Below are 13,725 nucleotides of genomic sequence, written 5' to 3' on the forward strand. Positions count from 1 at the left end.
TTAAAATGTAACATTGAGACCTAAAGAATAGCCTTTGAATACAGGCCTCCCATCATTGGTCAATCCCTGGTTGGTTTCCGGGTCCCAACCATCCCATTTGGTCCAGGTAGCCAGGTTTCTGCCACTTACAAATACATTCAGGTTCTGCAATTTCATGCGCTCAATCAGTTTCCCACTGAATTTATAAGAAAGAGAAACATCCTGTAGCCGCACAAAACTGCGGCGCTGAAAAAGTGGCGGGTTCAAGGTTGCAGAAACAATAGAGCGGGGATATTTGCCATCGGGGTTATCTGGCGACCAGAAATCTATACCACTGAGGTAATTGTTTCTGATGGAATTATCATCTCTGATCAGCCGCGCGGTATTGCCGGCAAGATATGATTTATTTCCACCCTGAACGGAATTTAAAAATATGCTTAAGGTAAAGTTTCTGTATTGAAAATTGTTCAGCAAACTGATTCGGTAAGCTGGCGCTGATGATCCCAATACCGCTCTATCATTCGCATTGATTACGCCATCACCGTTTTGATCAACAATCCGGTAAGTTCCCGGAGAATAACCTGTAGGAATTTTTTCACCTATTTGCCAGATCCCATTCACCTGATAATCATAGATTACAGCAGTAGGCTGACCGATAAAAAGGCCACTCTGGGGAAGGTCATCTTCAACCCCATCGCCGTTACGATCGCCCAATAACTTCACCACTTTATTTACATTCCTGGCAAAGTTTAAAGAAGATGTCCATTTAAATCCACTGCCGTTGATGTTTTTTGAATTCAAGGAAACTTCCAGGCCTTTATTGTTCAATTGCCCGATGTTGGTGAGAATATTGCTAAAACCGGTAACTACCGGAATGTTTACCGAATAAAGAAGGTCGGTTGTTTTGGTATCATAATATTCGATTACGCCTGATAACCTGCTTTTAAGCAAAGTAAACTCCAACCCCAGGTTGGCGCCTGTGGTGCGTTCCCATTTTAAATCCGGATTAGACAGGGAATTAACCTGCTGGCCAAATTGCGTGGAACCACCATCGCCAAAAACATACGACGCACTTACGCCTACGTTGGCGAGCGATGAATACCTTGTGGTCTGATTTCCGGCAACGCCATATCCTACCCTAAGTTTCAGGTTATCTACCCAGTTAACTTTAAAAAATGGCTCCTTCGAAATATCCCAACCTGCTGATACTGATGGAAAAATACCATATTTATTGTTTTCTGCAAAACCTGAGAATCCATCCCTCCTAATGGTACCGGTAAACAGATATTTGCTCTCATAATTATAATTTAGACGGAACATCTGATAATTTAAGGTTTCTCTCCATGCATTGGATATGGCGAAGCGGTTGGTACCCTGCTGCAGGTTATCGTAACCGAGGGTTAACCTCGAAAAACCTGTTGAATATGCCCTGGTATAGCTGTTATCGCGTGCAATTGCACCATAAAGTAACGTTCCGGTAAAACTGTGTTTACCAATCGCTTTATTATAGGTTAACAAATTATCAAAGGTATAATCATAATAAGTGGTATTTTCTTTCGAGGCCTGCCCGGTAAGGTTGGCATCGTACATGTTGGATATATTTTTAAAATCGAGGCGGTAATTGTTACCAAAACTGATTTTATAGCTCAGTCCTTTAACAGGTAGCTGCACATTACCGTAAACATTGGCAAAGAAATAATTGTGGCGGTCGTAATCTTTCGCCTGATAGTTCAACAAAGGATTAGTCACATTGGTATTAAAGGGATTGATTTTCAGGTTACCGTTATTATCCCAGGGCAGAATTAATGGCGACATTAAATTGATATCTACAAAACTGGGTTCTACACCATCTTCATTTATAAAAGTACCGAACGATTGCAGGCCAATGGTAAGCCAGTCTGTGGCCTTTGTTTCGATGTTTGCCCTGATGGTTTTCCGTTTAAAAATATCATTATTAATAAAACCTGAATTTCGGGTTAAACTCCCTGACAACAGGTAGTTGATTTTATCCGTTCCGCCTGATACACTCAGTTGGTTATCCACTATTGAACCCGTTTTAGTGGCTTCGTCATACCAGCTAAAATCATTTGGTAACAGATTGCCTTGTGCATCCTTCATAGAAGCATCTACCTTACTTACCAGATTAAATGCAGGATTAGGTCTTGTAAAATCAGGTGCAAGAAAAGCCTCATCATAGTACAAATATTTCACATGTTCTAAATATTCATCCCTCGCCATTGGCCTGAGGTCTATATTGGGCTTTTGAATTGCATACTGGGAAGAAAAAGAAATCCTGGTCCGGCCGATGGCACCTTTTCTACTGGTGATGAGGATTACTCCGTTTGCGGCCTGTGCGCCATAAACTGCCGTAGCACTCGCATCTTTTAAGATGTCAATTGAGGCAATATCATCCGGATTAATAGAAGTTAAAGACCCGTTATATTGTACTCCATCCAAAATAATCAATACATTCTGGTTACCCCCCAATGTATTTTGCCCCCTGATGCTGATGCCTGGTGTAGCACCTGCGCGATTTACCTGCCCCACGTTCAACCCTGGTACAGTTCCCTGTAAAAGGTTGGCCACATTGGTGGCAGGTGAATTTCTAAAATCATCGAGATTTGCCCGCACCACCGATCCAGTTACATCTGCTTTTTTCTGTGTTCCATAACCTACCACTACCACTTCATCCAGATTGGCCTGTGAAGATTTTAACACCACATTAATATTTTTCAGGTTACCAACGGTTACCTCCTGTACATCATAACCGATATAAGAAAATAAAAGCACCGTTTGGGCATCGGTTACACTGATTTTATACATACCATTTTCATCAGTCACAGCAGTGGCCGAACCATTTTTCACCTTAACTGAAACTCCCGGTATCGGTGATTTTGTTTTTTCGTCTGTAACTTTACCAGTAATACTGATATCGTCCCGGCTGAAGAAAGCAGATTCAGTTTTCTTATATAGCAACACAGCTGCAATGCTAGCGTTTGCTGTAGCGGTAAAGGCCAATACCATGACCGGCAAAAAAGTGATGGCTATAATTCTTTTGGGTAGAATTCTATATCTCATATTTGGTTAAAATTTTTGATCCGCTAAACCTTGTAAATGGGCATTATTAGGTTAGCGAAATATGCAAAGCGGTGATGCAGGGTTTTTATATCTGGTTTCCTGGTATCAAAGTAAAAAAATGCTCTTTATAAAAAATGTTCATTCCTTTGTCGTTTTATCTCAAAATGAGATGAGTGGTTGAACATGACGTGTATCTTCAACCACTCCTATTCACCCACTGGTACCGGAATATTCACTCCTGTGGCTGTGGCTGTCCCAAAATTTGGCGAGCCATCTGTATTCCAGGTCAGTTTTTGCATCCTTGGTGTTCTCGATCCATTGCTGGTATTGGCTACGCTACGCGCATGGTAAATAAACCAGTTTTCGCTTTGCAATACCCCATTAGGATCGGTATAACTGCTGGTAAAAAAGCCGTTGTGCCCAGGGCCATAAACCCCATTGGCATCGCTTTTAACAAATACCTGCTTTTTATTGATCCAATCGGCTGCTATCATCGGATCGCCCCCATTTCTTAGCTGGATCTGCGCCAAACAATAATTATCGCTACTGTAGCGGCTGGCAGAATAAATAATAAACAGCGGGCTATTGGCATCTTTTCTAAGCATAATAGGGCCCTCGTTAACACCTGCTCCTAAAGAACCACTTGGTTCATATTTTTCCCAATTATTAGTGGGCGATGATATTTTTACCCTATCGCTGCTTATTGTCCAGGGGTTAGACATCTGAGCGATGTAGATATATTGTTTGTATTTGGTGGCCACATTCTCCCATCCTGACCAGATGAAATAGTTCGCAGTTCCAACAGTTAAAACCGATCCGTCAATTGCCCATTGATCGCTTGGATCGCTGATTTTGCCTTTAAATGTCCAGCTACCTGTAGTAGGATCGGCATTGGAATTTTCAAGCACATACATGCGATGGGTAACATCGCCTCCATCATTTGCGGCAAAATAGAGGTACCATTTTCCGGAAAGAAAATGTAATTCCGGTGCCCAGATATTAGATGAATAAGCTGCACCTGTCGGAGGTGTCCATACTACTGTTTCAGCTGCCGTAGCAAGTAAAGACATGGTTCTGGTTTTTCTCAACCCAATATTGCTCCCACGGGTATACATAAAGTAGTAATAACCATCCTTTTGAGCAACATAAGGGTCGGCCCTGCTCGCATTAATCAGCGGATTCTGGAAATTGGTATCATGAAAATTAAACATTCCCTGTGTACCGGTTAGGGCGGTTTTCTGCCTGATTTTGGTACCAGGTGTATTGCTTTCAGGATCGACCGCCATTTTCATACCAGTGGCCCTGTTGGTAAGGGTGTATACATTATTACCACCTGTATAGTCGATAGCCCATTGTTGTGCGTCGCTGCCATCATCGGTACCCTGTTGCAAAATATCTCCTGATGTAGTTGATGGTGATTTAAGGCATTTATTACTGGTCACATTAACAAGTTTGTAATAAGTGGCATCAGTTTTCACCAGCTTCCATTTCTGGCCATTGTTAGGAAACCACGACCATTGCTGGATAGGCGCATTTTCTGCCGTTGAGTTACCGGTAACTTCTACCACCGGGCCGTCAGGCAATGATGAAGTTCCACGGATGCGGTATATTGCCCCATCAATCAAGGTACCCAATGGCGGTGCCGCGGCAATTACAGTTGAGGCAGACAGTTTTCCGACTTTGCTTACATCAGCATCCTCAGTAAATGGCCCTTTCTGGCAGGAACCAGTTAAAACAACCAGGGCGGTTGCGAGATGAATCCATAAATTGTTTCCCATAGTACAAGGTTGAAACTGCAAAGGCTTGTTAAGCTCGTAGAAGGATTTTGCAGCTAGGTTATTAATTTGGTTAAATCAGATCAAAGTAAGGAAATGATGCCTTTAAAATTTGTTCATCTTTTTGTCGAAATGTCTCAAACAATCTTTAAAAAACCATATAAACAACTGAAAATCAGCACCCAAAAAATCAACCATTTAAAACCCGGTAAAAAGGCACCTCAAGTTGGATTATACAACACCACGATTTATATATATTTGAGATTAACTTGAATATGCGTTTTGTATTATTTTATCTGTTGTTGAATTTGTTTTTTGCAGCTTCTACCTGCGAGGGGCAATCCTATTATTTCAGGCAATACCAGGCCGACGATGGTTTGGCACATAATTCGGTTAATACGGTTATACAGGATAAAAAGGGCATGATTTGGGTAGGAACCCGAGGCGGTTTAAACCGCTTTGATGGCTATACTTTCAAGACCTTTAAAAATGAAAAAAGCCGCTTCGGAAATATTGGCAACAACATTATTGTAAGCCTTGCTGAAGATAAAAACGGCATATTATGGATAGGTACAGGTCGTGGCATTTTTAAATACGACCCTGTCAAAGAGCTATTTACACCACTGAAAACCGACTTTAAAAAGTACATCAATACTATTCTGGTGGATCATGAAAACAACCTTTATTTTTTAGCGAACAGGGTACTTTTTAAATATGTACAGCAAGATCACAAGATCATAGACTTAAAACTAAGTGCAGCCTGCCTCGCCATTGATGAACACCGGAACATTTTGGTTGGCAATGATAATGGCGAACTGGTTACTTATAACCCAAAGAATGGATCAAAAAAAACTGTAAGAATTATTAGTGAATCCATACCTGCAAACCTCCGGTCGATCAGCAAAATATATCCAACGGGCAACCATAATATACTGGTAGGATGTTTTAAGCGTGGATTGAAAAGTTATGATACCAAAACCGGGCTGATCAGATCTCTGATTCTTAAAAACAGCGACAATACGGATATTTATGTACGCGATATCACCCCAGGTAAAAAAAACGAGTATTGGATTGCCACAGAATCTGGTATTTACATCTATAACCTGGCCACGAACACCAATATCAATTTACGCAAACAACCTGGCGATCCTTATTCCGTGCCCGACAATGCGGTATACACGGTTTGTAAGGATCATGAAGGTGGCATGTGGGCAGGTACTTATTTCGGAGGATTGGGTTATTTTTCCAGGAACAATGCAAGGTTCGAAAAATATTATCCGCTGTTGGGCACCAATTCTATTTCTGGAAATGCAGTGAGGGAAATCTGTCCCGATAGTAAAGGCAATTTGTGGATCGGGACGGAAGATGCCGGTGTGAACAAATTTAATCCAAAAACCGGGCTTTTCACCAATTACAAAGCCAACGGTAAAGCAGGAAATTTATCGTACCCCAATATCCATGGCCTGCTCGCTTTAGATCATCAATTGCTGGTGGGGCCGTTTTTACACGGCCTGGAAATTATGGATATGGATAAAGGAAAAGTGATGGAGCGTTTTAAGACCATTGGCGACGAAAACGAAGAAACGAGCGACTTTGTACTTTCGATCCACCGCGCTAAAGATAGCACCATTTATGTGGGTACTGGCTATAATATGGGTTCGGGTCTATTTATTTTTAACCAAAGTAAGAGAACATTTAAACGGATTAATGAGATTCCCATAAATTCATATGTTTACGATATCTGGGAAGATCGGTTTGGTAATATCTGGACCGGTAGCGTATCGCGTGGGGCATTTTATTTTCACCCCAAAACAGGTAAACATGGCAACATCTCTTTTGGTGAAAAGGTTAACAATAAGACGATCCATGATTTTCCGGTATGCGGCATCATGGAAGACAGCAATAATGCGATGTGGTTTACTACCGAAGGCGGTGGACTGATCAGGTTGAGTGCAGACCGGAAAATAATGACAAAATTTACAACCGAGAACGGACTGCCCACCAATATCCTGTTCCGGGCATTAGAAGACAACTCCAAGCATTTATGGATCAGCTCGCTCAAAGGCTTGATCTGTTTTGACCTGCTGACCGAAAGATTTAAAATCTACACCAAATCAAATGGGCTGATTACGGATCAATTTAATTTCAGTTCAGCCTATAAAGCCCCAGATGGCAGAATGTATTTTGGATCGGTAAGGGGAATGATTTCTTTTGACCCTAAAGATTTTGAGCAGAAAGACACTGCCCCTCCTACTTTTATCACCGGTTTCCAGATCAACAATAAGGAAGTTTTTCCCAATGTTGAAAATAGTCCGCTGAGCAGGTCTGTATCTTATACCGATACCATTGTGCTGGCGCACAATCAGAACAATTTCAGTATTGAATTTGCTGCGCTTAACTATTCTTCCCCGGAAGTAACCAGATACGAATACGTAATGAAAGGTGTAGACCAGGGCACCACTTACCTCAATAATAACCGAAAGGCTTATTTTACGGATTTATCGCCAGGAAAATACACTTTCTTGGTTAGGGCTAAAAGCAATGTAGACAGCTGGACGGGCAAAGAGCGTAGGCTTTTTATCCAAATCCTCCCACCATTTTGGAAAAGCACTACGGCTTATATTTGTTATCTGCTAATGATTGCAACAGGTCTGTTTCTGGCCATTCGCTATTATCACCGCTACATCGAACGGAAAAATCTCAATGAACTGCAACTGTTCGAACACGAAAAGGAAAAAGAGATTTACCAGGCCAAAATTGAGTTTTTCACCAATATCGCCCATGAAATACAAACGCCACTGACACTGATTCTAGGTCCGGTGGAAATGATGCTGGAAGAAGCACCGGAACAACCCCTAAAAAACAGTTTGCTGATGGTTGAAAAAAATGCAAACCGCCTGGCCAAATTAACCAATCAACTGCTCGATTTCCGTAAGACGGAGATGCACCAGTTCGGCTTAAACTTTGTGAATACCGATATCAACCAGCTCTTAGCAGAACAGGTGAATGCGTTTAAACAGGAAGCACTGAAAAGTAATATTTTACTTGATCTTGAGCTGCCTAAAACCCCTGTGGTTGCCTTTGCTGATCGCGAAGCATTGATCAAAATCTGCAACAATTTAATTTCCAATGCCATCAAATATGGAACAAGCCAGGTGAAGGTAAGCCTCGGTATATCCGGCAAAACTGATGATAACTTTAACATTACTTTTGCCAATGATGGTAAAGGAATCCCGCTACAATATCGTTCTCAGATTTTTGAACCGTTCTTCAGGTTATACGGTAAAGATAAACCAGGTACGGGTATCGGCCTCTCACTTGCAAAATCATTGGCAGAACTGCATAACGGCTCTTTACGACTCTTGGAGAGCGATACGGATAAAGTGGTTTTTGAATTAATTTTACCTATACACCAAAAATTTGAATTTAAACTGAGCAGCTGGAGAAAGATCAAATAGATATGACGGAAAGTATTTTAATTATTGACGACAACGAGGATATTCTTGAATTTCTCACACAGGTGTTCGGGAGCAGCTATAAACTGCATCTGGCGCTTAATGGAGAGGTTGCGCAGGAAATTCTGGATAATGAAATTGTTGACCTGATTATTTCGGATATTATGATGCCAGGTATTGACGGATTTGAACTTTGCAGGCTTATCAAATCTAATGTAGAATATTGCCACATCCCTATTATCCTGTTAACCTCCAAAAATACCTATAAGGCACATATTGAAGGGCTGGAAGTAGGTGCGGATCTGTATATCAAAAAACCATTTTCACCTCAATTGTTGCGGGTGCAGGTGACCAACCTACTCCAGAACCGTTTAAAAATAAAGGCCCATTTCGCGAGTTCACCTTTTGAGGATGTGCGTGTGATGGCCAACTCGAAAATTGAAGAGGCTTTTTTAAAAAGGCTGGATGAGTATGTCCGCAAGAATATTCAGAATTCTTATCTCGATATCGACCAGTTGGCAGAACACATGCACATGAGCCGACCAACCCTCTACCGCAAGATAAAAGCCATTTCGGCCCTTTCGCCAAAAGAGCTTATTGATGTGACCCGGCTCAAAAAAGCAACTAAACTGATCGCCCAAAACGAATTTACTTTTTTTGAGATTGCAAAAATGGTCGGTTATAGTTCACAAAGTTTGTTTAATAAAAATTTCCTGAAGTATTTTAAAGTAACACCACAAGAGTATATGAATTCACTCCGTAAGGATATCGACGGCTAAAAAAAGGTAACTGGGTGGCTATAAAAATATATCGTTTTATGCGAAAGGTCTGTGAGGATACAGGCTTTGTCAAATAATTCAGCTGAGGTGGCTTAGGTGGCCATAAACAAAAATGCTTCTAAGAAAAAACGTTAAGGACAGATCTCTTGTGCACGACTGCGCCATGTAAGAAAAATAAGAACATATCAGCTTATGAGTCCCTTAAATGTTTGATATGGTAAAAACTAAAGACAAATAGTTTAATTAAGGCCTGTGAGGACACAGACCTTGACACTTTGTTTTTTGAGATGTTAATATTTAAAAACTTTTCCTTCAACCATTACTTCCTGGCGAGTGGCATCAAAGGTGGCCTTCCCGCCCGTGCGTACGGCAGCGTTTGTCATAATATTTGCAATGGAATGCTGATAGCCTGCTTCTACCGGCGCATTAGGCTCTTTCCTGCTGCGAATACATTCCAGCCAGTTGCGCATGTGATTGGAGCTCAACACATCGGCACCCGTATTGGCTGACGCTGCAGCAGCAGATGGGGCAGCAAGTTTAATTTCAGGCAACAGGTTAGCTTTCATTTTCATAGCCGCCGCAGCCCTTTCGGTTAAGCCCCCGCGCGGCGATATGGTATTGGTAATCAGGTTCAGCTCCCCGCCATTCGCGTAATAAATCTCTGCCGGTTTTTCATCACCGTTGTGCATCCTGGAGCTAAATACCACCTGGAAACCTTTTGTAAGGTCATCAAATGGTCCATAATCAAAAACAGCTGTGGTAGTGTCCCAATTGCGTCGACCATCTTTCCATTGATAAATGCCTCCATTAGCGGTTACGCTACGCGGACGTGATAAACCTGTAAACCAATGTACAGTATCAATCTGATGGCTCATCCATTGGCCGGGCATACCAGATGAATAAGGCCAGAAAAGACGATACTCCAGGTAAATCCTCGGATCAAAGGCTTCGTATGGGCGGTTCAATAAAAAGCGTTTCCAATCCGTATCCTCTTCTTTTAGCCTGGCTACCAGGTCTGGACGGCGCCAGCGGCCTGGTTGATTTACATTCCAGCTGAGCTCTACCATCGTAATATCACCAAACTTACCCTCCTTAATAAAATCGGCAGCGGCTTTGTAATTTTGTCCACTGCGCCGCTGTGAGCCGATCTGCAGAATCTGTTTAGAAGACCTTACTGCTTTTAATGCAGCACGGGCATCTTCCGTGGTTTCGGCAAAAGGTTTTTCGCAATACACGTCCTTTTTATTTTTAACTGCTTCAATGGCATGCAAGGCATGTGCAAAATCAGGTGTACTGATTATCACCGCATCAAGATCTTTTAAGCCATAAAGCTCATCATTGTTTCTACAGGAGGTAATGCTATGGCCAATTTTGTTTTTGATATGTTCGGCACCTAAAGCACGACGGTAACTCCAAAGATCGGAAAGCGCAACGATATCAAAGTTCAGTTCTTTATGATGATTTAAAAAGCAGGGAAAAAGCGTATCCTTAAAACGGTCGGAAAACCCTACTACGCCAACCCTAACCCGGTCGTTTGCACCAATGATATTCGCATAACTCTTGGCCGACATTCCAAAAGTACCTGCATAAGTACCCGCCGCAGCAATTGCGGCCTTTTTTATAAAGTCTCTCCTTGATTCTTCCATCATTTCAGGTCATTAAAGGGTTTTGATTTTGATGTTCCGGTAAGAAACGGTGTTGCCATGATCCTGTATCAGGATATGGCCTTTTTTTGCCTCTCCAAAGTTTTTCCATGTTTTGTATTTACTTCCGGCCACCAGTTTTCTGAAATCTTCTGATCCACGTTCATACTCCACCACTTTTACCCCGTTTAACCAATGTTCTACATGGTTGTTCGGATAAACCCGCACTTCGCCACTGTTCCACTCTCCAATTGGCTTAATTACCGAAGCAGGTTTGTTGGATGGCATCAGATCGTACAGCGAAGCGAGTGTACGGTTACCGTTTTTGCCGAGTTTCGCATCGGGATGTCTTTCATCATCCAATACCTGAAATTCGAGTCCGATGCCTGAAAGATTGGTTTTTTCTTCTTCGGTTACAAAATATTTTATGCCGCTATTTGCCCCTGGGCTAAGTTTAAAATCAAATTTTAAAATAAAGGCCGAAAATTCATCACGGGTAACAATATCGCCGCCAGAGCCCTGCTCTTGTCCGTTTGATGCCAATACCGTTAAGATCCCGTTTTTCATTTCCCAGCCTTTGGATGGAAATTGCTCTTTGAATATAGCACGCCAACCCGTTGCATCCCTGCCATTCCACAGCAGTTTAAAACCTTCTTTCTTTTCGCTCTTACTCAGCGTATTTTGAGCATAAGTTAGGTTTACGGTGAAAATGCCCAATATGAACATGTAAATTAACCTGTAGTTTTTCATTGAATTTTTGTTACTGTAATTATTGATGTGTTTAGAAAATTTAGTTTTGAGGCTACGTCAGGTATTCAGCCCGTCTGAAACCAAAAAGGATAGTAAGATTTATAAATATCCAAGATAATGGCCATAATATCTGCACGAATACGCTTAACGGGTTCATAATTGGTTATACTGCCAAAGTAAGCCAATGGGCTTCGCAAAATATGTTCAATTTATTGTTGATTTGTCTCATTTTACACGATCAAAAAATAGAAATGGACCAAAATATCCAGTTTAAAAACGGTTTAATCAACGTATAACCAAAGGCAGAAAAACAAAAACAACAACTTTAAAATCAATAATTTATAGTAAAAAAAACCACTAAAACAGACACTAAAAAAGAATAGATAATGTGGCTTTCACTATTAATAAATGATGCATTAAAGCATACGCGTTCCATCACAGCTGCCTTTCCAGCTATTTATAATTGTTTATTTTCGGACAAATAACCAGATAACAAAAAGACAATTTATCCCTTTATATACATGCTCAATTTTCGATCATCTACATTTTTTGAACCATTCTTAAATGGCATGAAGTGCCTACACAATCAAGAAGATTCGGTTAAACAAGAAGCTCCTATTTTCAGGATTCAAACTTTTGCCACTTATTTTGCTATTCTGATGATCAGTTTGTGCTTTTTTTCCTGTAAATTAAAAAAAACGCAATCTGTTCAATACAGCACCGAGCATACAGCCCCTTTACTGGTTAATCCGGCCCTGCCCGGCGATAATCCTGATCCCTCTATTATCAGGATTGGTGGAGTGTATTATGCAACCTCTACCACAAATGAATGGGCACCTTATTTTACCATTTATAAATCAACCGATCTTAAAAACTGGAAACTGGTTAATCACGTTTTCCCGGATGGATTCAGAGACATGAAAAACCAATGGGGCGAGAATAACTTTTGGGCGTCGGAACTGGTTTATGACCAAAAACAGAATCGGATTTATGCCTATTACACGGCGCATAACCGCGAAACAAAAGGAAATCCGGGCTTACAATGCGGAACCGCCTGGATTGATGCAGACAAAATTGAAACCGGTAAATTTACCGACAATGGCCCCGTGATTATTGAAGATGAATGCGGCGCAATAGATGCATTTGAATTGCAGCAAAATGGAAAAATTTATGCCTTCTGGAAAAATGATGGCAATGGTTGTGGCAAAGAAAGCTGGATCTGGAAACAGGAAATTAACGATAGCCGTACCAAACTGCTGGGGCAGAAAAGCAAGGTTTTTACCAGTAGCCAGCCTTGGGAAACAGGACTTGTAGAAGGCGCCTGCTTTTTTACCCTGGGAGAATATGTGTATAGCCTATATTCGGTTGGTGGCTGCTGCGACGCAAAATGCAATTACAAAACCGGCATTGCCAGAACAAAAGACCTGAATAGCGGCGTATGGGAGAAATACATTAACAATCCGATTATGGTGAGCAATGATCGGTGGAATTGTCCAGGCCACGGCACGGTGGTTAAAACTGCGGATGACAGGCTATTTATGCTATACCACGCTTTTAATAAAAAATATGATGTTTTTGTAGGCCGTGAGGGTGTTATCGAAGAATTAATTGTTGGCGCTGATGGCTGGCCTGTATTGCATAATGCCAGCTTTCCCAACCGACCAAAAGCTGATCTTAATTTTATTGACAATTTTACAACGGATCAAAAACTGGATCTCGCCTGGCAGTGGCCTTCCAGATCGCAAAGACCAACGATGTTTTTTGACAAGGGCCTGAAATTGGCGGCATCTAACCAAAACCATGCGCTTGGTACCTTTTTGGGACAATACATCAAAACCGTAAATTTCAGCATTAGTGCGGCAATAAATCCTGGTGACGCGAAAACCGGCATTTGCCTGGGAGGAGCCATTTTTAAAAGTAAATGGCCGGGAGAACTTGGTGGAATAGGCATTAAAGTATCGAAAGATAGCCTGATCGTTTTCGATAATTTTGAGGGGAATTACACCATGCTCAAAGCATCGGCTGAAAATTTAAACAAGCCAGTGCAGTTGAAAATGCAGATTAGTAATGATGGCAGACAAATCGAATTTTTCTATAAAAAACAGGCAGCAGAATGGCTTAGTTTTTATCGTACGGATTTTTTAGCCGATAAATATGTGCCTTGGGGAATGGGCTACCGAGCTGGCATTGTGGTAAAGGGTAATCCATCACAAACCGGGAGTTTTAGTAGTTTTAGGCTGATAAATAATTAGCTATAGAAGTATAG

7 protein-coding genes are annotated in these 13,725 nt (G+C 41.4%); 3 read left to right on the top strand and 4 right to left on the bottom strand.

The genetic code is table 11. The features are described 5' to 3' along the window. Positions 1 to 3,057 (bottom strand): SusC/RagA family TonB-linked outer membrane protein, encoded by a 3,057-nt coding sequence (locus tag ACIQXP_RS07310; protein ID WP_387504954.1) that lies wholly within the window; start codon positions 3,055 to 3,057, stop codon positions 1 to 3. Positions 3,058 to 3,263: 206 nt separating this feature from the next. Further along, a complete protein-coding gene (locus ACIQXP_RS07315; RefSeq protein ID WP_387504953.1) occupies positions 3,264 to 4,835 on the bottom strand; it encodes a family 43 glycosylhydrolase in 1,572 nt (523 codons plus the stop codon). A 272-nt stretch (positions 4,836 to 5,107) separates the two neighbouring features. On the opposite strand from ACIQXP_RS07315, the gene ACIQXP_RS07320 reads away from it, so the two are divergent. Further along, on the top strand, positions 5,108 to 8,290 hold the full coding sequence (locus ACIQXP_RS07320) for a ligand-binding sensor domain-containing protein (RefSeq protein ID WP_387504952.1): 3,183 nt from the start codon (positions 5,108 to 5,110) through the stop codon (positions 8,288 to 8,290). A 2-nt stretch (positions 8,291 to 8,292) separates the two neighbouring features. After that, positions 8,293 to 9,066: a response regulator transcription factor gene (locus ACIQXP_RS07325; RefSeq protein WP_293743015.1), complete on the top strand. Its 774-nt coding sequence runs from the start codon at positions 8,293 to 8,295 to the stop codon at positions 9,064 to 9,066. A 290-nt stretch (positions 9,067 to 9,356) separates the two neighbouring features. Here the strand turns inward: ACIQXP_RS07325 and ACIQXP_RS07330 are convergent, their stop codons facing one another. Continuing rightward, a complete protein-coding gene (locus ACIQXP_RS07330) occupies positions 9,357 to 10,712 on the bottom strand; it encodes a Gfo/Idh/MocA family protein (RefSeq protein ID WP_387505141.1) in 1,356 nt (451 codons plus the stop codon). A 12-nt stretch (positions 10,713 to 10,724) separates the two neighbouring features. After that, positions 10,725 to 11,459, bottom strand: a complete 735-nt coding sequence (locus ACIQXP_RS07335) for a 3-keto-disaccharide hydrolase (RefSeq protein ID WP_387504951.1) — start codon at positions 11,457 to 11,459, stop codon at positions 10,725 to 10,727. Positions 11,460 to 12,028: 569 nt separating this feature from the next. On the opposite strand from ACIQXP_RS07335, the gene ACIQXP_RS07340 reads away from it, so the two are divergent. After that, a complete protein-coding gene (locus tag ACIQXP_RS07340; RefSeq protein WP_387504950.1) occupies positions 12,029 to 13,711 on the top strand; it encodes a family 43 glycosylhydrolase in 1,683 nt (560 codons plus the stop codon). Positions 13,712 to 13,725: the final 14 nt, after the last annotated feature.

Origin of the sequence: Pedobacter suwonensis, from assembly GCF_044762335.1 — a bacterium.
Taxonomy (GTDB): domain Bacteria; phylum Bacteroidota; class Bacteroidia; order Sphingobacteriales; family Sphingobacteriaceae; genus Pedobacter.